This is a genomic window from Spongiibacter sp. (assembly GCF_041602295.1).
Lineage (GTDB): Bacteria > Pseudomonadota > Gammaproteobacteria > Pseudomonadales > Spongiibacteraceae > Spongiibacter.
Genome location: NZ_JBFIGO010000004.1, coordinates 61,477 through 81,452 on the forward strand (window position 1 = coordinate 61,477; position 19,976 = coordinate 81,452).

General features: G+C 58.7%; 21 protein-coding genes. 7 read left to right on the forward strand and 14 right to left on the reverse strand.

The genetic code is table 11. From position 1 onward, the window contains the following. Nucleotides 1-7: 7 nt before the first annotated feature. The 3 genes from ABYM29_RS01600 to ABYM29_RS01610 all read left to right on the forward strand — a co-directional run bounded on the left by ABYM29_RS01600 (nucleotide 8) and on the right by ABYM29_RS01610 (nucleotide 1,402). Nucleotides 8-430: a VOC family protein gene (locus ABYM29_RS01600; protein WP_372861264.1), complete on the forward strand. Its 423-nt coding sequence runs from the start codon at nucleotides 8-10 to the stop codon at nucleotides 428-430. A 106-nt stretch (nucleotides 431-536) separates the two neighbouring features. Continuing rightward, complete coding sequence (locus ABYM29_RS01605) at nucleotides 537-836, forward strand: hypothetical protein (protein ID WP_372861266.1); 300 nt, start codon at nucleotides 537-539, stop codon at nucleotides 834-836. Between the two features lie 44 nt (nucleotides 837-880). After that, on the forward strand, nucleotides 881-1,402 hold the full coding sequence (locus tag ABYM29_RS01610; RefSeq protein WP_372861269.1) for a CYTH domain-containing protein: 522 nt from the start codon (nucleotides 881-883) through the stop codon (nucleotides 1,400-1,402). On the opposite strand, the gene ABYM29_RS01615 is transcribed toward ABYM29_RS01610, so the two are convergent. Beyond that, nucleotides 1,379-1,564 carry a hypothetical protein gene (locus ABYM29_RS01615; RefSeq protein ID WP_372861272.1) on the reverse strand — a complete coding sequence of 62 codons (186 nt, stop codon included), beginning with the start codon at nucleotides 1,562-1,564 and terminating at the stop codon, nucleotides 1,379-1,381. The genes ABYM29_RS01610 and ABYM29_RS01615 overlap by 24 nt on opposite strands. A 186-nt stretch (nucleotides 1,565-1,750) precedes the next feature. After that, the gene (locus ABYM29_RS01620; protein ID WP_372861274.1) at nucleotides 1,751-3,364 is read right to left on the reverse strand and encodes a class I adenylate-forming enzyme family protein; all 1,614 of its coding nucleotides are present in this window, start codon (nucleotides 3,362-3,364) and stop codon (nucleotides 1,751-1,753) included. 193 nt (nucleotides 3,365-3,557) lie between these two features. Here ABYM29_RS01620 and dapE point away from each other — a divergent pair, with 193 nt between their 5' ends. Further along, nucleotides 3,558-4,694, forward strand: a complete 1,137-nt coding sequence (gene dapE, locus ABYM29_RS01625) for a succinyl-diaminopimelate desuccinylase (RefSeq protein WP_372861277.1) — start codon at nucleotides 3,558-3,560, stop codon at nucleotides 4,692-4,694. Here dapE and ABYM29_RS01630 read toward each other — a convergent pair. Further along, complete coding sequence (locus tag ABYM29_RS01630; RefSeq protein WP_372861279.1) at nucleotides 4,691-5,482, reverse strand: class I SAM-dependent methyltransferase; 792 nt, start codon at nucleotides 5,480-5,482, stop codon at nucleotides 4,691-4,693. The two genes, dapE and ABYM29_RS01630, sit on opposite strands and share 4 nt — an antisense overlap. Nucleotides 5,483-5,627: 145 nt before the next feature. Here ABYM29_RS01630 and ABYM29_RS01635 point away from each other — a divergent pair, with 145 nt between their 5' ends. Together ABYM29_RS01635 and ABYM29_RS01640 are read left to right on the forward strand one after the other, a co-directional pair. After that, nucleotides 5,628-5,927 (forward strand): RNA recognition motif domain-containing protein, encoded by a 300-nt coding sequence (locus ABYM29_RS01635; protein ID WP_372861282.1) that lies wholly within the window; start codon nucleotides 5,628-5,630, stop codon nucleotides 5,925-5,927. Continuing rightward, the gene (locus ABYM29_RS01640) at nucleotides 5,920-6,153 is read left to right on the forward strand and encodes a VF530 family DNA-binding protein (RefSeq protein ID WP_372861284.1); all 234 of its coding nucleotides are present in this window, start codon (nucleotides 5,920-5,922) and stop codon (nucleotides 6,151-6,153) included. The genes ABYM29_RS01635 and ABYM29_RS01640 overlap by 8 nt, the downstream gene beginning before the upstream one ends. Before the next feature lie 7 nt (nucleotides 6,154-6,160). On the opposite strand, the gene ABYM29_RS01645 is transcribed toward ABYM29_RS01640, so the two are convergent. The 9 genes from ABYM29_RS01645 to ABYM29_RS01685 all read right to left on the reverse strand — a co-directional run bounded on the left by ABYM29_RS01645 (nucleotide 6,161) and on the right by ABYM29_RS01685 (nucleotide 16,445). Further along, entirely contained in the window at nucleotides 6,161-7,018 is an 858-nt protein-coding gene (locus tag ABYM29_RS01645; protein ID WP_372861287.1) for a phosphatase PAP2 family protein, read from the reverse strand. Between the two features lie 168 nt (nucleotides 7,019-7,186). Next, nucleotides 7,187-7,564: a globin gene (locus tag ABYM29_RS01650; RefSeq protein WP_372861289.1), complete on the reverse strand. Its 378-nt coding sequence runs from the start codon at nucleotides 7,562-7,564 to the stop codon at nucleotides 7,187-7,189. A gap of 9 nt (nucleotides 7,565-7,573) precedes the next feature. Next, nucleotides 7,574-8,758 (reverse strand): acyl-CoA dehydrogenase family protein, encoded by a 1,185-nt coding sequence (locus ABYM29_RS01655; protein WP_372861293.1) that lies wholly within the window; start codon nucleotides 8,756-8,758, stop codon nucleotides 7,574-7,576. Nucleotides 8,759-8,771: 13 nt separating this feature from the next. Beyond that, nucleotides 8,772-9,677 (reverse strand): VOC family protein, encoded by a 906-nt coding sequence (locus ABYM29_RS01660; protein WP_372861296.1) that lies wholly within the window; start codon nucleotides 9,675-9,677, stop codon nucleotides 8,772-8,774. Nucleotides 9,678-9,681: 4 nt separating this feature from the next. Beyond that, entirely contained in the window at nucleotides 9,682-10,755 is a 1,074-nt protein-coding gene (locus ABYM29_RS01665; protein WP_372861299.1) for a Rieske 2Fe-2S domain-containing protein, read from the reverse strand. 157 nt (nucleotides 10,756-10,912) lie between these two features. Next, nucleotides 10,913-13,243: a TonB-dependent receptor gene (locus ABYM29_RS01670; RefSeq protein ID WP_372861301.1), complete on the reverse strand. Its 2,331-nt coding sequence runs from the start codon at nucleotides 13,241-13,243 to the stop codon at nucleotides 10,913-10,915. A gap of 53 nt (nucleotides 13,244-13,296) precedes the next feature. Then, complete coding sequence (locus ABYM29_RS01675; protein WP_372861303.1) at nucleotides 13,297-14,688, reverse strand: D-arabinono-1,4-lactone oxidase; 1,392 nt, start codon at nucleotides 14,686-14,688, stop codon at nucleotides 13,297-13,299. Between the two features lie 4 nt (nucleotides 14,689-14,692). Next, complete coding sequence (locus ABYM29_RS01680; RefSeq protein ID WP_372861305.1) at nucleotides 14,693-15,067, reverse strand: cytochrome c5 family protein; 375 nt, start codon at nucleotides 15,065-15,067, stop codon at nucleotides 14,693-14,695. 49 nt (nucleotides 15,068-15,116) lie between these two features. After that, nucleotides 15,117-16,445: a DSD1 family PLP-dependent enzyme gene (locus ABYM29_RS01685; protein WP_372861308.1), complete on the reverse strand. Its 1,329-nt coding sequence runs from the start codon at nucleotides 16,443-16,445 to the stop codon at nucleotides 15,117-15,119. A 212-nt stretch (nucleotides 16,446-16,657) separates the two neighbouring features. Here ABYM29_RS01685 and ABYM29_RS01690 point away from each other — a divergent pair, with 212 nt between their 5' ends. Then, entirely contained in the window at nucleotides 16,658-17,683 is a 1,026-nt protein-coding gene (locus tag ABYM29_RS01690; RefSeq protein WP_372861310.1) for an AraC family transcriptional regulator, read from the forward strand. 12 nt (nucleotides 17,684-17,695) lie between these two features. On the opposite strand, the gene ABYM29_RS01695 is transcribed toward ABYM29_RS01690, so the two are convergent. After that, on the reverse strand, nucleotides 17,696-18,397 hold the full coding sequence (locus tag ABYM29_RS01695; protein WP_372861313.1) for a VIT family protein: 702 nt from the start codon (nucleotides 18,395-18,397) through the stop codon (nucleotides 17,696-17,698). A 180-nt stretch (nucleotides 18,398-18,577) separates the two neighbouring features. Next, a partial coding sequence (locus ABYM29_RS01700; RefSeq protein ID WP_372861315.1) for a TonB-dependent receptor domain-containing protein occupies nucleotides 18,578-19,976 on the reverse strand: 1,399 nt, incomplete at its 5' end.

Below are 19,976 nucleotides of genomic sequence, written 5' to 3' on the forward strand. Positions count from 1 at the left end.
AGGCGATATGATTTCAATTCGCGGCCTCGACCATATTGTCCTGCGCACCAACTGCCTAGAGGCCATGCTGACGTTTTACCAACAGCACCTTGGCTGCCAGCTGGAGCGCGAGGAAAGCGATATCGGCCTCTACCAATTGCGCGCGGGCGACCACCTGATCGACCTTGTCCCCACAGACAAGCCCCTGGGCGCCCAAGGTGGCCCCGCGCCCGGCAGCGCCGGCCACAACGTCGACCACCTGTGCCTGACCCTGAGTCATTTTGATGGCGACGCCCTCCTTAGCTATTTGGACAGCGCCGGCATCGCCCACAGCACGATAGAGCGCCGCTACGGCGCCGAGGGTTTCGGGCCATCGATTTACATTGAAGACCCCCAGGGAAATCGCATCGAACTCAAGGGCCCCACCGAAGCGGGCAGTTGCCTGCGGTGATTCCCTGGGCACATCGCGGCCAGCGACAAGCCTGTCGGCCCCGCCGCCGCAATTGATCGCCGCTAAGCCAACAGCGATTCCACCTCTCTGATGCAGCAATGACGCAATGCGCAAAACCGACAAGAAACGTGAACAACTGATCGTCGACACCCTCAATGCGGTGTGCGAAGAGGCGCTCGATAGCCAGCTGGCCGGTTTTCGCTGGCTCACCCACCTGGTGGACTATCAGCGCTATCCGCAGAGCTTACAGCTGCTGTGTATCGTGGACGGCGACCACCCCGACAGCGAACACTGGCTGCGCGAGCGAGTCACCCAGGCGCTGCGTGCACAGGGCATTGCTATCAGCGCCGCCCAGTGCCAATGCCTCAGTGAAGCCACCTATCGACGCCGCTATCACTCTCACTGAGCCGGCGCGCCGCCCTCTACACACTGGCCAAGGAAACCCCAGTCATGAGCACGATCGAAATTGAACGCAAGTTTTTGCTCGCCAGCGACGCCTGGCGCCTACAGGCTGAACAACTGGGCATCGCCGGACAGAAAATGGTGCAGGGCTATCTCAGCCGCGACCCGGCGCGCAGCGTGCGCGTGCGCATTGCCGGTCAGTCCGCCTGGCTGACCATTAAAGGCATCAGCCACGGCGCCAGCCGCGCCGAGTTCGAATACCCAATCCCCAGTGATGAGGCCGAGCAGTTACTGCGCCTGTGCGAGGGGCCGGTGATCAACAAAAACCGCTATCGCCTGCCTATTGCCGGCGACGACCGCCATTGGGAGATCGATGAGTTTTTCGGCGACAATGCCGGCTTGCTTGTCGCCGAAATCGAACTCAGCGATGAACAGCAAGCCCTGCCCCACGCCACCTGGCTGGGCCGAGAAGTGACCGGCGACAAACGCTATTACAACAGCAGCCTCAGTCAGCGGCCGTTTTGCCAGTGGTCGGCCCGCGAGCGATCAGAGCATTTCGATAAACACTGAACTGCTGACCCGCACACTGCGATGGGGCTTAAAAGTAGGGCCATCGAGCTGCTGGATACGCCCGCCCTTGTTCAAAAACTCCTCGACTTGCCGTGACAACTCCCTGCGCAGCTGGCGCTGCTGGAAATCAGACGGCGGCGCGGCCTTGTAGTAACGATACATCGCGACGTTCTCCGTATCTGGCGATATTGCCGGCGATTAGCTGCCGGCAAGCACTAGACTAGGCCGCCGCTGTGACAATACCGCGATGCTTTTGTGACATTCCCGCACAACGTCGCCGCCGCATCAGCCGGTATTGCAGGCAAAAAAAGGGCCGCAGTAGCGGCCCTTCATCAACACCAGCGCGACCTATACGGCGGGCATGTCGTCCGCCATTTCCCGCAGTTTGTTTTTGGCAACTTTTTCCAGGGTTGCCCGGGGAAACTCGTCGACAAAATACACCGCACGCGGCACCTTGAAATCGGCCAGGTTCGCCTTGCAGTGATCGATAATCGCCTGGGCAAAGGCCGCATCGTCTTCCGGTGCGCCCCAACCTTTGATAACAAAGGCAACCGGCACCATATCCAGCATATCGTGAGATTTGGCGACCACCGCCGACTCGCCGACACCGCCACCCGGCACTTGCATAATCACTTCTTCGACTTGACGGGCCGACACGTTTTCCCCACCAACCTTCAGCGCATCTTTGTCGCGGTCGGTAAAGTAGAAGTGGCCCTCAGCGCCAACATGGACCATATCCCCGGTTTTAAACCAGCCGTTATCGGTAAACGACTTGGCCATCGCCTCGGGATTTTTATAATACTCAAGAAAGAGGTTCACCCCGCGCACACCGTGTACCCACAGCTCACCGATCTCGCCTTGCTTACAAGGCTCACCGGTTTCCGGATTGACCACCGCCAGATGGTAACCGGGAGTCGGCTTGCCAATACTGCCCTGCGGCCACTCCTGCACAAAGTCAGAGCGCGTGGCGTGGGTGACCGTTTCAGTCATCCCCCAGCTGGCAAACGGCTTGGCCTTCAGCCAGCCTTCAATCTCCTTCCAGATAATGCCCATCGGCATCACTTGCAGGCTGTGCGTCTCCGGCACCGGCTGCATGCCGATGGCTTTAAACACAAAGGGAATCATCGAGCAGTGCGTCACCTGATACTTGTCGATAATTTCCCAGAAACGGCTGGCGGAAAACTTCGGCATCAGCACCGCGGTACCGCCCACGCCCAGTGAGCCCCAAAACGCCCAGCTCTGGCAGTTAACATGGAAAAACGGCAGGAAACCCAAATAGACACTGTCGCGGTTCATATTCATGCTCTGCGAACCCATGGTGCCCGACCACAGCGCATTGGCATGGGTATGCACCACCGCTTTGGGCAGTGAGGTGGTACCCGAGGTAAACATAATGCCCGCGGGCAACATCGGCTCGGCCGGCCGTTCGGGGACAGTGCTGGCATCGCCATAAAGGGTTTCAAATAGCGGCTGCTCGTGCTGTTGAGCGGCCTCGGCAGGCTCGCCGGAATTGTCCTCGGTCACCACAATCCACTGCACATTCTTGGCGTTCTTCGCAATTTCCGCCACAAATTTTGGTTGGGTGATGACCCCCACCGCTTCAGTGTGCTCGGCAAAGTATTCGATCTCGCCACCCACGCAGCGGGTATTGGTGGTGACCCCCACCGCGCCCAGCTTGGCACAGGCATACCAGGCCAACACCATTTCCGGGCAGTTCTCGGCGTGAATCATCACTTTGTCGTGTTTGCGCACCCCCTTGGCATACAGACCGGCGGCAATCTTGCTGGTCTCTTCATCGAAGGCTTTGTAGCTCCAACGGCGATCCTCGCCCGAGCGCGGCTCCCAGATCATAAAGGCGTGATCGGGACGCACTTCGGCCCAGTGCCGCAGTCGCTGGGGGATATCCTGATCGGCAAAATCAAACTGGGCGGCGGCCGCCGCCACATTCAGATCAACACTCATGGCCACTCCTTCATTATCTTTAGGCATTCGATTGGCAATTAATGATCCGATCTTACCCAGCCCCAGCGCCCTACTCTATGACAAAACCACTCAAGTCAGTGACATTTTGAGCAGCTTGTTGGCGGCGAGCGCCGGCACCGATTTTCGCCGCGTTCTCTGTTAAAATGCGCGCTTTGCCTTCAGAGCCAGAACTATGAGCCTCAGCCCTACCCTGCAACTTGCCGTCGACCTGATTGAACGCCGCTCCGTGACCCCCGAAGACGAGGGCTGCCAAGCGCTGATGATGCAGCGTTTGCGCGCGATTGGCTTCCACTGCGAGGCACTGCGATTTGGCGAGGTCGACAACTTTTGGGCGGTGCGCGGCGACAGCGGACCGCTGCTGTGCTTTGCCGGCCACACCGACGTGGTGCCCACCGGCCCGGAAGAAAACTGGCAAACGCCGCCCTTCGCCCCCCAAATCAGCGACGGCATGCTGCGCGGCCGCGGCGCCGCCGATATGAAGGGCAGTTTGGCCGCCATGGTCACCGCCTGTGAGCGCTTTGTCGCCGAGCACCCCGATCACCAGGGGCGCATCGCCTTTTTGATCACCAGCGACGAGGAAGGCCCGGCCAAGAATGGCACCGCCAAGGTGGTGGAGTGGCTGGAAGCGCAAAATGAAAAAATTACCTGGTGCGTGGTCGGCGAACCCTCATCGACCACCGAGGTCGGCGACGTTATTAAAAATGGTCGTCGCGGTTCGCTGGGCGCCATATTAAAAGTCGCCGGCGTGCAGGGACACGTCGCCTACCCCCACCTGGCCGCCAACCCCATTCACCTCGCTGCCCCGGCGCTGGCCGAGCTGGCCGCCGAGCGCTGGGACGAGGGCAACGACTTTTTCCCCGCCACCTCTTTTCAAATTTCCAATATCAACGGCGGCACCGGCGCGACCAATGTCATTCCGGGCGAGCTGGAAGTGGTGTTTAACTTCCGTTTTTCCACCGAACTGAGCGCAGAAATACTGCAGCAACGCAGCGAGGCGATTCTCGACAAACACGGCCTGGACTACCAGCTGGAATGGAACCTCAGCGGCCAGCCCTTTCTCACCGCCGAGGGGCCGCTGGTGGAGGCCGCGCAGAAAGCGATTCGCCAGGTCACCGGCCGCGACACGGTACTGTCGACCGCGGGCGGCACCTCCGACGGCCGGTTTATCGCCCCTACCGGGGCGCAGGTGGTCGAGCTGGGACCCGTCAATGCCACGATTCACAAAGTCGATGAATGTGTAAAGGCCGACGACCTAAACCTGCTCAGCGATATGTATCAGGCAATGATGGTAGAGCTGCTCGCTCGCTAAGCCTTGGCAAATGCCTTCAAGGGGTAAATATCGAAGCGCACCGCCTTGCCCGCCACACTGAACTGCGGCTCGGCAAGCTTGCCCAGCGGCGCCAAGGCAGGCCCGGCGATCACCGGCGCCTTCGGCGGGCGTTTTACCACCACCCGGTGACGGGCCGCCACTAGCGCCGCCGCGAGCAGGGCATCGGCGTCCTCGTCTTTACCGACTAAGCTGTGGAACAGTCGCATTTCTTTTTTCACCAGTGCCGACTTACCCGAATCGGGAAACATCGGGTCCAGATAGACCACATCCGGACGCGGCTCGCCAGCCGGCCCAAGCTGCGACAATAGCGCCAGCGCGCTGACCGGCTGCAACTGCATTCTGCCGACAATCTCCGCCACCTCCGGTTCGGCCAACCCCCGCTGCAGACCGTCGGCAAGCAGCGCGGCCACCACCGGTTGGCGCTCACACAGCACCACCTCTGCGCCATAGCTGGCCAGCAGAAAACTGTCGCGCCCCAAGCCGGCGGTGGCATCCACCACGCTCAAACCGTCGCGACGACCGCCAATGGCCTTCAACAGCAGCTCCTTGCCGCGGTGGCGCTTGCGCTGCTGCTCGGCAAAATCGACACACACCGGATGCTCGCGGGCCGCCGGCGGCAGCCCGATACTCAGACAGCCCTGCCGATAAAACAGGTATTGCTGGTCAAGGTCAGCCGACCAGTGATCAACACAGCGCAGGCCCAGGCGCCGAGCCAGCGCCGCCTCGGCGTCACCGCCAGCAGAATACATTAGGGGAGAGTTTGTCACAGCACCGCACCACAGGAGTCTTTGGCGATTGTACCGCGCCGCGCCAGCCAGCAAAAACCCCATACGGGGGCCGGGCAGTGACGACAAAAACGGCGTATAGTGCCGGCATTGCTTTTCCAACGCACCAGCCGCTCACAGGTCCACTATGAAATTACTCGTCCGCAAGCTCAGCCGCGCCATCACCGACAGCGAGCTGCGCGCACTGTTCGAAGCCCACGGCGCGGTGCAGTCCTGCACGGTGGTCAAAGACCCCAACACCCACAGCTCCAAAGGCTTTGCCTTTGTGGTTATGCCCAAGGCCGGCGAAGCCAAGGTGGCAATGAAAACGCTGAACGGACTGGAACTGGACGGCTTTAAAATTCGCGTCAAAAAGGCCGACAGCCCCACCGACGACGAAGCGCCGGTTCAGCCCAATGTTTCGCCGTGGAAAAAAAGCGATGACTGACAGCGCCAGTCGCGACCCCTTACACGGCAAAACCCTGAAAGCCATCGTCACCGAGCTGCAGGCCTATTATGGCTGGCCGGAGCTGGGACGACGCATTGCCATCAATTGCTTCCTCAGCGACCCCAGCATCAATTCCAGTCTCAAGTTCCTGCGGCGCACGCCCTGGGCGCGGCAAAAAGTCGAGCAGCTGTATCTCGACAGCCCGCTGAGCAAGGCTGCCGATTAACACCCCCTCAGCGATTGGCCGGCCACGGCGCGTCGTCGGCCACCACCGCCAGCGCGGCTGCCTCGGCGTCACAATCGGCTGAACTGCCCTGCCCCGCCGCGCGCAGCGCCGCCAACTCAGCTCGCGCCGCCGTCATCGCCGCCTGAAATTCGGCGTTATTGTGCAGTGCCGCCACCGCCGCACTGCCCACCGCGCGGCCTTCCAAGACATCACTCTGCCAGTGGACATTACACATGACCCGACTCTGACCGAAGGCCCGGCCGCGCGCCAGAATAGCGTCTTGGCGCTCCGGTGCCAGTTCCGCCAGAATCAATGCCCAGGCCCAACCCAGGGCCGCATGCCCCGAAGGGAAGGAGCCGTCTTTACGCAAATACGCTTCTTGTTCGGGGGTGCAACTCGACTCGCCATTGACCATAAACGGCCTCTGGCGCTGATACTGATTCTTCGCCGCATAGGTGGCAAAACCGGCATCGGTGAGGCTGCGGCGCAATAGGCGGTAAAGCTGGGGAGTCTGCTGCTGATTGATCGGCGCATCCAGCGCGCAGGAAAACACCTCGGCCGCAGCTGGGAAACGCAGCTCGGCATCGCGGCGCGCCTGCTGCCAGCGCGGGCTATCGCGCAGACTTAAAGCGGCCTGGTTCACGGCAATATCCAGCGCCTCGGCAGCACTGCCCGGCGCCGGCGGCGGCGATACCAATTTTAAGCTGTTGGGTACCTCTGCAGGTGCCAAGTAACCCTGCAAAATACCGGGACGAAGCTCCGGCACATCGGCCAGCGGGGCTGCTGGTGGCGTGCTACAGGCTAAAACGCTGCTGGCGGCAATAACACTAAACGTATAACGGCTGAGGCGTGCGATGCTAATCATTGTCAATGATCCTGTCTTTTTATCGTTGTGCACAGTCACTGCTGCGCTCCGCCACCTAAATTACGCCAAACTCAGCACCGCCGCCATTGCCGTTTTGTCATATAACGACCCACCCGTGGTGCGGGTTCTGCGCGTCTGACCAAAACGAGACATAGCGCCTACCCGCCTCTAGGCCGCCGGCTGCTGCAACATATCGGTAATGCGCCGCAGCGCGGGCAACAACATGGCCGTTACACGGTCAGCGTCAGAGCGCTGCGCCAGGGCCTCGGCAAAGCAATCCAGCCACTGCTGGCTGTGCCGCGGCGCGATCCCCAGACCGCGGTGAGCGGCGGTAATACACATACTGCCATTGCGCTCGACGTACACCGGAGGTCCGCCCATCCAACTCGTCAGATACAGACTCAGCTGCGCACTGACCGCACTGAGATCGTCGCCGTGCATCGCGCGAATTTCCGCGTATTCCGGCCGGCTATCCATCAACTGATAAAAAGCCTGCACCACGTCGGAAATTCCCGACTCACCGAGTATTTCATAGGGTGTTTGCATTGCGGGTTCTCACAAAAAGAAGTCACTATTGGCTTGCCCCAGCAAGGTGGCCCCCAAATTACGACCATATTTAAACGGATTGTTGGCGACGTGTTGACGGCCAGCATTGATGTCCAACCAGGCGCGATTAAGCGGATGACCGCAAAAAATTCCCTGGGCACCACAGGCAATAAACAGCTCATTGACCGCATCGGCACACTTGCGGGAAATATTCGCCGCATGAAAACGCCGCTGAATGCGCTGTTCGATCGCCGGGCTCTGCCCCGCTTGCGCGGTGCCCAGAAAATAGGCGAGGTCATCTTTTAGCATCGCCCGGCATTCTGCCACGGCAGCCACAGCGTTGGCCAAGGCCATTTGCACATTGGGATCACTGGCTGCACGGGCACCATCATTCAACCCAACCCGGTCGCGATTGACGTCGACATAGCTGTTCACCACCCCCAGTAAGGCACCGATCGACGAACAGGCCACCGCACGGGTAAAAATCTGCCCAAAGGGCAAACGAAACAGGGGACTGGTATTCACCGCGCAACCGGGGTTGTCACCACTAAAACCATCGGCGCTGCGATGGGTTCTATGCTCGGGCACAAATACCGGCTCGCGAATCACAATGTCGTTAGAACCGGTGGCCTGCAGGCCACTCACCGCCCAATTATCGACAATTTCGTAGTCAGCCAAAGGCACCAAAAACGTCCGGTAGTCCGGCGCATCGCCCTCGTTAGCAGGCGCTACCATGCCTCCCAAAAAAGCCCACTGACAGTGTTTCGAGCCAGAGGAAAACCCCCAGTGCCCAGACAACAGGTAGCCGCCGTCCACCCGCTCGACTTTACCCACCGGCATATACGAGGAGGAAATCAGCGCAGAGTTATCCTCCCCCCATACTTCCTGCTGAGCGCGGTCGTCGAACATCCCCAGCTGCCAATTGTGAATCGCCACTACGCCCAACACCCAAGCGGTAGACATGCAGCCCTCGGCCAACGTTTGCTGCACATCGAAAAAGCACTGCGGCGAAAGCTCAAAACCGCCGTAGCGTGCCGGCTGCATAATTTTAAAAAAACCACTGCGCTGCATATCCGCAATGGTGGCATCGGGCAGGCGCGCCAGTGCGGCGGCCTCGGTTTGTCGGGCGCGCAGTGCAGGCACTAGCGCACGTGCCTGTGCCAACAGCTGGTTCGCAGTATTAAAATCACTCATCGTAACTACCTCATTAATTTCTGTTGTATAGCGACTGCCAATGGTGACCCCACTGCGAGGGCCGAGTACTGAAGGTGCGTCGATAGTGCTGCCAATCGAGCCTTAGCCCTGCGCAGCCGTATTCGATGGCGAAGCCGCCCGGGCTCTCTACATAGACCGAGACCATTTGGTCATTACAGTGCTTACCCAAAGAGGCGGTGATCGCCACGTCATGCTCCCGGCAGCGGTCGATAAACAAGCCCACCTCATCCAAATCCTTAACCTCAAACATCAGGTGTACACAGCCACTCTGATGAGGCTGCGGGTGCTGATAGATCGCGAGACTGTGATGACGGGGGTTATCAACGTGCAAAAAATGCAATTCCCGCCCGCCAACATTCATCGAATCGGTGTAGTCAAAACCCAACAACTCGCGATAAAAATCCACACAGTTATCAAGATGGCGTGTCGGCAAAACGTAGTGCCCCAAGCCCATGTCGCCATTAAAGCCGGTTTCAAATGCGGCGACATTGACCGGACTGCGCAGCGGCAAGTAGTCCAGCGCACAGCTTTGTACCAGCTCAACCACTTGGCCACTGGGATCGCACAGACCCACACCCGCAGAAACCCTGCGCTGCTGACATTGCTCAGCCGAAAGCCGCTGCGCGGTGCATCCGCGCTCGTTCAATTGTCCAATGAGCCAGTCTAGATCCACGGCGGGATCAATTTCCCAGCCCACCGCGTGCAGAGCGTCCTTGTCGCCGGGACAAACGGCAATACGCCAGACATAGGCATCCATTTTGTAGTAGTCCCAGGCAGCGGGAACATCGGCAAGCAAGCGCTCAACACCGACCACCTCGGTCAAAAACGAACGCCAGCGCTGTGGCGCGCGGCTCTCTATCACCACATAGGCAAGGGCCTGCACACACGTTAACGGCATGGCTCTACTCCGCCCCTTGCGCGCGCGGATACTTGATACGCGTCTCATGCTCTTTATACGCCGTTAGGCTCTCGGGGATATCGGCCACATCCATATAGAACTGGCTGTACCATTTGCGCAGCATATGAATCGGACCATCGCCGTCACACATTAGCGGATTGTCGATTCGTACCTTGTTGTTCCAAATTTCGACATCCTGCACAAAGGAGTCGACACTCATTTGGGTATAGGCCTGGACCATAGCCACGTTCTCGTCATCGCTAAGGCTGGGGTCTTTTTTAACCATCACTCCCAGTCGAATAATAAATTCGTCCATATCCACCGGCACGTGGCTAACCAATAGATGAGTCGTCACCTCACGACCCTCCATGCTGCCGACCATCGTGGTCGTCATATAAGCCGGCCCCTCGTAAGTTGCCACCGAGCTAAACCCCTGCCCTTCATCAGCCAATATCTCATGACCACCCGACATCAGTTGGGTGTAGGTGTGGCCATCCTGAATGTTTTTGAAACTTTTAACCTGTGAGTAGTGAACGGGACCAAAATGCGCCATATCGGCCATGTTATCCACCAACTCTCGGCAATTGGAATGAATGTTGAATTCGGCAATATTCCAGTCCGACCACTCACCAGAGAAGTAGTCGTGGTTGCGGCGCGGACGCTGTTCGGGGATCGGCGGCAGGCCCTCGGGGTCATACCAAACAAAGGCCAAACCGTTTTCTTCCATCACCGGCATTGAGGGGATAATCGCCTTGGGCGGAATTCGATCGGCATAGGGAATATCGTCACATACACCGTCACCGCCCCAACTCCACTCATGGAAGGGACAGCGCAATGAATTGCCACAAACGGTACCGCGGCTGAGATCGGCCCCCATGTGCGGGCAGTATCCGCCAACAACGAACAACTCGCCGCTGTCAGCGCCGCGAAACGCCACCCATTTGCTGCCGAAATAGTTGAGTGCCTGGGGCTCACCGCCAAAGCTGTCGGCCTTCCCCAGACAGTGCCAGCCACGGGCATAGCGCTCGGGCAAGGGGTGGGTTTGAATAATATAAGGTTGGAGCAGCGCTTGATTCATCGGGGCATTCCTCGGTATTCCTGACTGCCGCAAGTACTGCGGCAGTGAATGGAACACAGAGTAAGCGCGCGTTTCGCCCCGGGAATTGATCTAGATCAAGCGCCGACCGCTCCCCATCCGAACGGACGACCGGCTAGCAGAGAAAAACATAGCCTTGCTACCAGTTTAAACGCAGTGCACCGTATACCTGGCGGCCGGGGTTTTGCTGTGAGTAATAGGTACCGGGAAACAGCACCGCGTCAATCACCTGGTTTTGCGTGCGCTCATCGCTGATATTCTTCACCCCCAAGGTGGCGCTCCACCACTCGTCGACGCTGGCCAGCGACAGGCGCAGATTCAGTTTGGTATTGGCCGCTACGCGGGTATTGTCATCCAAATCCAGGTCGGTGTACTGCTCGCCCTGGTGAATCACATCGATGCCGGCGGTCACACGCAGTGCATCGCCAACAGGGAAGCTCAGGGTTGGACTCACGGTTAAGCTACTTTCGGGTGCAAAGGCAATGCGCTCACCGCTCAAATCCTGCTGCTCGTCAATACCCTGCGACACCGGCGCCGGCGCGCCTTGATATTCGTCGTAGCGGGCATCGAGCAAGCCCATTGAGCCCGATACCGAAAGGGGCTCCCAGGGGCTCAGCCACTGCCAGTCGACCTCCACGCCCGTCGAGGTCGCCGTCGCCGCATTGCTTACATCAAAGAATACGCCGTTGAACGCCAGCACCTGCAGGTCGTCAAACTCGGTGCGATAGAGCGTTGCGTTGACACTGAGTGTGCGCTCAAAGAAACGCCCCTTCATCCCCAGTTCAGCCGTTGTCGCACTCTCGTCTTCAAATTCGATATCTTCACCGGTAAAGGAGATCGCGTTGAAGCCGCCGCTCTTAAAACCGCGACTAATACTGCCGAAAACATTGACTTCGTCATTGACGAAATACATGACTGACAACTTGGGCGACAAGTCGCGTTCATTGCGCTCCAGCCCCCGGCGGTCGTAGTCTTGGGTTCCCAGCAAAAACGGCGTCACACAGGTTGCCGGCGGCAACAGGGGATTGCTGTTGCTGCAACTGGCCTGGCCGAGGGTGTCGATACGCTTATCTTCGCGGTTGTAACGCAGGCCGGGCGTAATCACCCAGTGATCCCCCAGGCTCAGGCTGAACTGGCCGAACAGCGCCAGGGACTCGGTATTTTGCAAATAGTGAAAGCGAAAGCGATCATCTGCCGTCGTCTGCGCGGCCAGGCTGAGCAGCGGCAGCAAGGCCGCGTCGTCGCCAGCCAACTGCTGGGCATCATTGGTATTCAGCCAACTGTCAATATCTTCGCCCAACTCCACCGCCGCATTGAGCTCGTAATCGGAGTCAAAATAGAAAGCGCCGACAACAAATTGCAGGTGATTACCCAGGCCAAACAGGCCGTCGGCCTCACCGGTAAAGCGCCACTCCAAGGTGTCCTGTTGGTAGTCTTCGCGGTTAAACAAAATCAGCAAATCCGCCGGTGACACATCCAGGTCCTGATCCTGCTCGACAAAAAACTCGCTGCTGCCCAGCACCGCAACCATGTCGAGATTGCTCAGCCCACCAACCTCGCCAAAGCTGTAAGTGAGCTTGGCGCTGTAGCTGGTCGAGCCCTTCTCCAGCTCACCATCGCGGTTCATGCTGGTGTTAAAGTCTTCGCTGTCATCTTCGATATCGGCGTCAAAATCATCGAGGTAATCGCGGGTATCAGCGTCCAGCGCCTTCAACTGTTTCGGCCAATACGCCATGGCGGTGTCAGACTTCACCGCCAGCAGCTCTAACTCCATGGCATCGCTGGGCTGAAACAGCAACTTCAGTCGCTGGGCCTGCTGAGAAAACTCCTCCTGATCGCGATTCAAAAAGCCATTGCGCAACTCACCGTCGGTACGTGTATCCAGCGCCGACAGGCGCAGGCCAAACCAATCGGTCAGCTTGCCGCCCACGCCAAATTCCGCTCGCTGCTCGCCGTGCTCGCCACTGCGCAACTCCGCATTGGCCGCCAGCTCTTCGCTCACCGGGCGGCTGAACACGTTAAACACACCGGCCACTGTGTTTTTACCAAACAGGGTGCCCTGGGGGCCGCGCAGCACTTCAATGCGGCCGACATCAAACATGGCCTCGGTGAAATATCCCGCGCGACCAAAAAACACCTCGTCCTGCACCAGGCCCACCGAACTTTCAAAACTGGGATTAAAGGTATTGGTGCCAAAACCGCGAATAAATATTTGTGGCGAACCGGGGTCGTTGTCGTCCATGCGCACATTGGGCACAAACACGGACAATTCCTGCAGGTCGCCAATTGCCGCGTCCTGCATAAACTGGCCATCCACCGCCGTCACCGAAATAGGGACGTCTTGTAAGTTCTGAGCCGTTTTCTGGGCGGTGATAATCACCTCTTCGATAACCCGCGTCTCAGCGTGAACAACGTTTGCAGCCAATATCCCTGCAGCGCACAGTAGCGGGCGAAACATAGACGACGTCATAGTGATATTCCTTAGTCACAAATACAGTGTGTTATAACCATCAGCACCGTTCTTTAGCAGCGAGAGCGGGCGCCCAGTATCGATTCGAGGTGGCCATTGAGGAAGCGTCCACGAGGATCGAGTTCCTCACGCAATGTGACAAAGTCCTGCCACTGCGGGTAAAGCGTGGACAATTGCGCCGCATTGAGGTTGTGCAATTTCCCCCAGTGCGGGCGCCCCCCGTACTTCCAGAAAATCGGCTCTACCGCCGCAAAGAAATTGTGGTAGTCCATTTCATAGGACTGATGCACGGAGATGGCGCAGCCGTCGCGACCCTGGAACATGGACAGCGGAATGTCGTCGGCTTTGACGTAGCGATATTCCATGGGCATAAAACTGTCCAGGTTTTTATCGCGCACCAAGGCCAGGATTTCGCGCAGGCAGTCCGGGCCCGCCTCAGCAGGTACCGTATATTCCATTTCATTAAATCGCTGGTCTCGCACTTTGGCGAACACCTTGTAAGAACGGTCAATCGCCTCGGGGAGGTCCTGCTGTTTTGCCAGCAGATTGATCAGCGACCCGCGTAGTTTCGGGTGGCTGCCCGCATAGTGATGCGCCGCTCGCAACAGCGCCACCTTGTCGCCATCCCCGCCCGTTTCAACGGGGATGGTGCGATTGTCAGTGGTTTCATTCAAGGTGACACAGATCGAGACATCCGAGTGCACAATGGGAATAAACTCAAAGCGGTCATTCTCCCTGGCCAGTGTATCGATATTCTCCAACAGCTCTTCGGTGTTTTGTATCCACGACTTTTCGTGCAAGCGAAACGCCTCGCGGGTTTTCAAGCGAATACGACTAATCACTCCCAGCGCGCCCAGCGAGGTCCGCGCAGCGCGAAACACCTCAGGATTATGCTCGGCGTCGCAGTCCAGCACCTCGCCACTGGCGGTAATCAAACGCAGGCCGCTGACCATCGACGAGTAACAGCCAAAATCAATGCCTGTTCCGTGGGTCGAGGTGGCAATGGCCCCCGCCAGAGTCTGGTAGTCGATATCGGCCATATTGATCAGCGCCTGACCAACCTCGTGCAGCGGCTCCCCCATCTGCGACATCGGCGTTCCCGCCCAGAACTCCGCTTCCTGAGTCTCTGCGTTGTGGGAAATCATGCCGCTGAGCTGAGCCAGGGACACCATGGTGCCATCGGTGGGCACTAGAGCACTAAATGAATGGGAGGCGCCGACCGGGCGCACCACGCCCGAGCTGCTGCGCAGCAACTCAGCGATGGCGTCTTCGCTGGTCGGCGCCAACCGCTGGGCAGGTATGCAGCGCTGGGCACCCGACCAGTTCGACCAGGGGATTAAGCGACGGCGACGCGCCGCTGCCGAGACCGGGCTCCAACTGGCTGTCGCGGCCGCGGCACCGGCAACCGACAATTGTTTAATCAAACTCCTGCGACTTACCGCCACGGCATTACTCCCCATTCACTCCGGCCATCCACTCGATCAAGGCCACAAAATCGTCTTCCGAACACTGAGGGCACAAGCCCATAGGCGGCATGGAATTAAAGCCATCAATACTGTGGTCCAGCAGCGTCTCCATCCCCTTGTCGAGTCGCGAAGCCCAGGCTTGGCGATCACCGCTCAGTGGCGCACCGCTGCCCGGGTTACCGTGGCAAGCCATGCAGGAACTTTGATAGGTACGGCGCAATACCGGGTCGTCAATACTGGCAGCGGATGTCGCTGTCACCGTCGCTGGCGCCATTGCTTCATCTGCCATTTTGTCACCACTGCAGGCCGCCAATGCCAGCACTGTCAGGGCAGTAAAACCTAGGCCTAGGACTCTCATAATAATTCCTCACTTGTTGTCTTTATGCCGCCTCTCGGGCTGGAAGTGCTCATACGCTCTGCGGCATTACCGGCCAGCTATCAATGATGCGACCACCGCGCATCACCAGCAAATCGCCAAACTCCAGCAACACGCTTTCACTAATCTCCGGCCGCAGGAACACATGATCGTCAACCGCCAAACCGGTAGCCGGCGAGCCGTTGACGATCTCCTGATTGGCACTGTGGCCAAAGTTAGCATTGAACTGCAGCCCTTTGGGCGACTCGTATTCCGCCCGCCAATACCCGCCGTACACGAAGTAAGTCTGGCGCTGATTGACATCCCACCAAGAAAATATCTTCGACTTGTCATCCAGCGCCGGCAGTTTGATCTCGCCCTCCGCCTTAATCACCGGCGTAGCGATGAATGCGGCCGGCAAATGGCCGGCTAGCGTCGGGATATCATAATGGCTAGGTTTAAGCAGCGCGGTGCCAACACTAACCTCCGTACTCAGCTGCTCATTCTCGTGCAAACGGTAACTGGGACTGCCGCCGGTATTCAGCGTCAAACCCGACTGCCATAATTGCGGGTACTGGCTGCGCGCAAAGTCAACATAGCCCTGATACAAGGCCATGGCTTTGTCCAGTAAGGTTTCCGGGCTGCCGAGGATAGCCGGCACGCCCATGCCGACATGGGCGTCGTAGCCCATAAAACCACTGAAGCTCAGCTGCTCTGGGTGAGCGGCAATGATCGCGAGCATTTGTCCCAACATCGCATTACTGTCGACCCCACCGCGATGCAGACCGACGTCGATCTCGATATTTACCTGCAGCTGAGTGCCCAGACTCAGAGCCATTTGTCGATATTGCTCCAAGCGTTCGGGGGTATCGATCAGCCACTGCAACTGCCGCTGCGGATCGAATGGGCCGCGATGCTGGGCATAAAAACGCTCTGCCGAGCGCACCGGCAATGGCTTGCCCAACAGCAGGTCGGCATCGGGCATCTGCCGGGCATCGTGATTGAGAAACGGCTGATGGAAACTCATCAAGCGCTTGCTGCCCGACTTGGCCGAGACATATTCCAGCAATTTCATGCAGGGCAGCGACTTTTCAACAATGCGATAGTGCTTGCCGGTGCGCGCCAAACTGTCCTGCACCAGCGCCAGATTGTGATCTACGCGATCGAGGTCAATCACCATCACTGGCCGCATCGGTCCGCTGCGTTTCAATTGCTGATTTAAGACCCGAAAATATTCACTGTAGGGGCCGCCATTATCACCGGGCCTCAGCAGAGCGCCGCCCAACCCCGCCACAGCAGTTACACCCGCTGCCGCCAGCACGCGCCGCCGCTTCACGCCGCGACCTCGGCCATCATTATTATTAAGACTTGCATCGTTCATTCCCTCATCGCGACACAGATGCACCCTAGCATAGCGCCACTACACATCCCTATTCTTGACTTCAGCGCCACCTTGATTGACTCCAGCCACCGGCAAGGCCGCAAAGCAACAGGTGATACGCACCACATCCTGTAGTAAGTTAGCGGTAAGTTCCTCAGTCAGCCACCCACAACACCATGTCCAAGGTCCTCTCAGACAGTGAAACAGACGGCATGCAATACACCGTTGCGGTGCACTTTTTGCGACTGCTGACTGACTACTGCGATAACCAGCGCCTGCCGGCCGCTCAGCTGCTGGCCGAGCAGGGCCTCAGCGTCGACATTCTAGACAACGCCAATCAACGCCTGCCCTACCTCACCTACGCCAATATGCTGGACCGCGCGGCGGCCTTACTGGATGACCCCCACTTAGGCCTGCACTTGGGGCAACATGTACGCCCTGGCCACGTGGGAATCGGCGCGCTGGCACAGCTGGCCTGCGCCAACAGCCAGCAACAACTGCAGCGCATGGTGCGTTATTCAGGTCTGGACTACGACGCCTTTCGCGATGAAATCAGTCAGGAAAACGGCGAGGTCGTGTTGCACTGGCGCTGTTTATTGCCCGACAACATTGTCTTAAGCAACCACCATGCCGAGCTCAACTTTGCCATCGTACAAACGCTGGCTCCGCAGTTCACCGGCACCAGCACCGTCGCCAGCCGGGTTCATTTTCGTCACAGTGCCCCGGCCGACAGCAGCGAGTTAGCGCGTTTTTTCCGCTGCCCGATTTACTTCGATGCCGATGTAGATAGTTTTGTGGTTCCCGAAGCCGCTCTGGACCAGCCCATCCAGATTGCCAATACCCAGGCACTGGCAATTCTCGACCGTATCTGCGAGCAGCAGCTGCAGCAGTTACAGCACCAACAGCAGCCGCAATGGCTGCAGCACTGCAAACGGGCAGTTGTCGACAGCCTCAAGCAGGGCACACCAGAGCTCCCCGCAATTGCCAGCGCACTGGGGATGCCGCAGCGCACACTGCGGCGCCAACTGGCGGAACAAGGCCTGAGTTTTCGCCAACTGGTCGATGAGCTGCGCAAAACGCTCGCCGAGCAATACATTGTCGAAGCCAGCCTGAGCTTGGCAGACATTGCGGCCTTACTGGGTTTTTCCGAACAAAGCGCCTTCCAACGCGCTTACCGCCGCTGGACAGGGCAGTCACCCGGCCGCGCGCGCCGCGATTCAGGTATCGTCAGCGACTGAGCGGCTCAGCCGCTAAAGTAGCAGGCCAAAACTGTGCCCCACCGCCGCCGTCAATGCCATCGCCGCAGCGCCCCAGAATGCCACCCGCAGGGCCGCTACCAACACCGGTGCGCCGCCTGCATAGGCGGCGCTCGCGCCGAGAGTGGCGAGAAACAACAGAATCGCCAGCGGCATCACGCTCAGCAGCTGCGGCGGCGCAAACCACAGCGCCAGCATCAGCGGCAACGCCCCCCCGACTGCGAAACTGCTGGCCGAAGACAAGGCCGCCAGCAGCGGCCGTGCCCGGTGATTGGGCGACAAGCCCAGCTCGTCGCGACTGTGAGCTGCCAAGGCATCGTGGGCCATCAACTGGCCTGCCACCTGGTCCGCTAATTCCTTGTCCAGACCACGCTGCACATAGATGCCAGCCAATTCCTCATGTTCCTGCAGGGGATTACTTGCTAGCTCACGGCGCTCAATTTCAATATCCGCCCGCTCAATATCGGCCTGGGAACTAACCGACACATATTCACCCGCGGCCATCGACATCGCGCCGGCAACCAGTCCGGCAAAACCCGTCAGCATCAAGGTACCACTGTCGGCACCGGCAGCGGCAACACCCAGTAACAGACTAGCCGTAGACACGATCCCGTCATTGGCACCCAATACCGCCGCCCGCAACCAGGCGATTCGGGAAGTGCGGTGCTTTTCGTGGTGCTGTCGAAGGTGAAACATAGTCTCGCATCTCCTGCTGACAGACGTGGGCAGCCCTCGGCGCCGCTCAACATCGCGCCTCGATCAGGTCCATCGCGACCAATGGCGGAGTCAGGCTCTCCTCAGCATAGGTTAACTCAGCGGCCGGTAAATAAAAAAATAGCGGGGCAAGCCCCGCTATACCATAGCCAAAACCCGGCTTCAGCCGCCGAACTCCACACGCAGAGCCAACTCAATATTGCGCCCCGGCTCTGGCGCCTGATCGCGGATAAAAGAGCTGCTGCTGCGAATTTTCTCATCGCCCAAATTGCGGCCATGCAAGGTCGCGCTGTAACGCCGTCCACTCTGACTAATCGTCCAGCCGACAGTGGCATCAACGCGGTGATAACCGTCGCTGGGCAGCTCGTTCTCGCCGGGACGACGCTGCTTGGCGGCCAGCAACCACCGGCCTTCGGCAAAGACTTCCCCACCCCACAATGCCTGCTGCCAAGCCAGTTTCAAACCGTTGCGGCGCGGGGGTAAGCGCGGAATATCACTGCCGCCATCGAGTTCAGCACGCACGTAATCACCAAACAAGCCCAAGCTTAATCTGGCCGGGGAATCAGCGGGCAACAATTGAATATCCACATCATATTCCCCGCCCAGAAATACCGCTGGCTGTTGGCGATACTGCAAAACCGGCACCCCATTCAACTCGTCGCCGGTATTATGCAAGTAAATAAAATCATCGAACTGGTTATAATAAAGCGTGAGTTCGGCATTAACACGCTGATAATCGCCGCGAAAACGCAACTCGACATTGTCAGACTTTTCACGGCGCAGTGCCTCGTTACCCAGCTCTATCGCCGCCGTCGCGCCGTGCGTCACCCACGCCCCCGGCGCATTAGCGATATTGGAATAACGCTCCTCCGCAGTTGCCGCGCGGCGCGACTGCGCCCACGACAACGAACCCAACCAGTGCTCACCAATATCCACTAAACCGGCGAGTGATCCACTCACCCCCAGGTAGTCGCTACCCCGCCCGGCACTTGCCACGTCCAGCTCGTCCGCATCCAACCTCAAACCCGCTTCCAGCTGCCAGCCGTCACCGTGAAAATCTTCCAGCACAAAGACGCCCAACGCCCGATTTTTGCTTGGCGGAACAAAGGCTTCCTCACCCACGGCCTGAAAATCACTAGCCAAATACTGCAGCCCTATCGCCCCGTGCCAGCGCCCCAGCGGGCTGTGTGACAACTCCAGCCTTGCGGTACTGGCATCGCGGCTAAACTGCGTCCCGTGTTCGCCGCTGGGTTCAATTTCAATATGGGAATACTCACTGTAGGCGGCTCGCCAGCGCAATAACTCCCAAAACCCGCCGAGATGAAGGTCGCCAGCCAAATCCCAGCGACGCTGACGAATATCTAAACGAATGCCCTCTTCTTGCTCCGCGGCGTGTTCTTCGTGCGCTGCTTCTTCGTGCCCTTCTTCGTGCCCCTCTTCTTCGTGGTGATGAACACCGGCAGGAATACCGTAGTTACTGTCCAAATTACTGTAACTGACACCGATATAACCGCTCTCAATCGCGCCGCGACTAAAGTGATAGGACGTCCCGACGCTCTGC

What these genes read in the sequence shown, in the direction of transcription:
- ABYM29_RS01695 (WP_372861313.1), bottom strand. Translation starts at nt 18,397, where the DNA reads ATGTTTCACCTTCGACAGCACCACGAAAAGCACCGCACTTCCCGAATC.
- ABYM29_RS01685 (WP_372861308.1), bottom strand. Translation starts at nt 16,445, where the DNA reads ATGAACGATGCAAGTCTTAATAATAATGATGGCCGAGGTCGCGGCGTG.
- ABYM29_RS01670 (WP_372861301.1), bottom strand. Translation starts at nt 13,243, where the DNA reads ATGACGTCGTCTATGTTTCGCCCGCTACTGTGCGCTGCAGGGATATTG.
- ABYM29_RS01660 (WP_372861296.1), bottom strand. Translation starts at nt 9,677, where the DNA reads ATGCCGTTAACGTGTGTGCAGGCCCTTGCCTATGTGGTGATAGAGAGC.
- ABYM29_RS01650 (WP_372861289.1), bottom strand. Translation starts at nt 7,564, where the DNA reads ATGCAAACACCCTATGAAATACTCGGTGAGTCGGGAATTTCCGACGTG.
- ABYM29_RS01640 (WP_372861284.1), top strand. Translation starts at nt 5,920, where the DNA reads ATGACTGACAGCGCCAGTCGCGACCCCTTACACGGCAAAACCCTGAAA.
- ABYM29_RS01615 (WP_372861272.1), bottom strand. Translation starts at nt 1,564, where the DNA reads ATGTATCGTTACTACAAGGCCGCGCCGCCGTCTGATTTCCAGCAGCGC.
- ABYM29_RS01610 (WP_372861269.1), top strand. Translation starts at nt 881, where the DNA reads ATGAGCACGATCGAAATTGAACGCAAGTTTTTGCTCGCCAGCGACGCC.
- ABYM29_RS01665 (WP_372861299.1), bottom strand. Translation starts at nt 10,755, where the DNA reads ATGAATCAAGCGCTGCTCCAACCTTATATTATTCAAACCCACCCCTTG.
- ABYM29_RS01605 (WP_372861266.1), top strand. Translation starts at nt 537, where the DNA reads ATGCGCAAAACCGACAAGAAACGTGAACAACTGATCGTCGACACCCTC.
- ABYM29_RS01645 (WP_372861287.1), bottom strand. Translation starts at nt 7,018, where the DNA reads ATGATTAGCATCGCACGCCTCAGCCGTTATACGTTTAGTGTTATTGCC.
- ABYM29_RS01620 (WP_372861274.1), bottom strand. Translation starts at nt 3,364, where the DNA reads ATGAGTGTTGATCTGAATGTGGCGGCGGCCGCCGCCCAGTTTGATTTT.
- ABYM29_RS01635 (WP_372861282.1), top strand. Translation starts at nt 5,628, where the DNA reads ATGAAATTACTCGTCCGCAAGCTCAGCCGCGCCATCACCGACAGCGAG.
- ABYM29_RS01600 (WP_372861264.1), top strand. Translation starts at nt 8, where the DNA reads ATGATTTCAATTCGCGGCCTCGACCATATTGTCCTGCGCACCAACTGC.
- ABYM29_RS01680 (WP_372861305.1), bottom strand. Translation starts at nt 15,067, where the DNA reads ATGAGAGTCCTAGGCCTAGGTTTTACTGCCCTGACAGTGCTGGCATTG.
- ABYM29_RS01690 (WP_372861310.1), top strand. Translation starts at nt 16,658, where the DNA reads ATGCAATACACCGTTGCGGTGCACTTTTTGCGACTGCTGACTGACTAC.
- ABYM29_RS01655 (WP_372861293.1), bottom strand. Translation starts at nt 8,758, where the DNA reads ATGAGTGATTTTAATACTGCGAACCAGCTGTTGGCACAGGCACGTGCG.
- dapE (WP_372861277.1), top strand. Translation starts at nt 3,558, where the DNA reads ATGAGCCTCAGCCCTACCCTGCAACTTGCCGTCGACCTGATTGAACGC.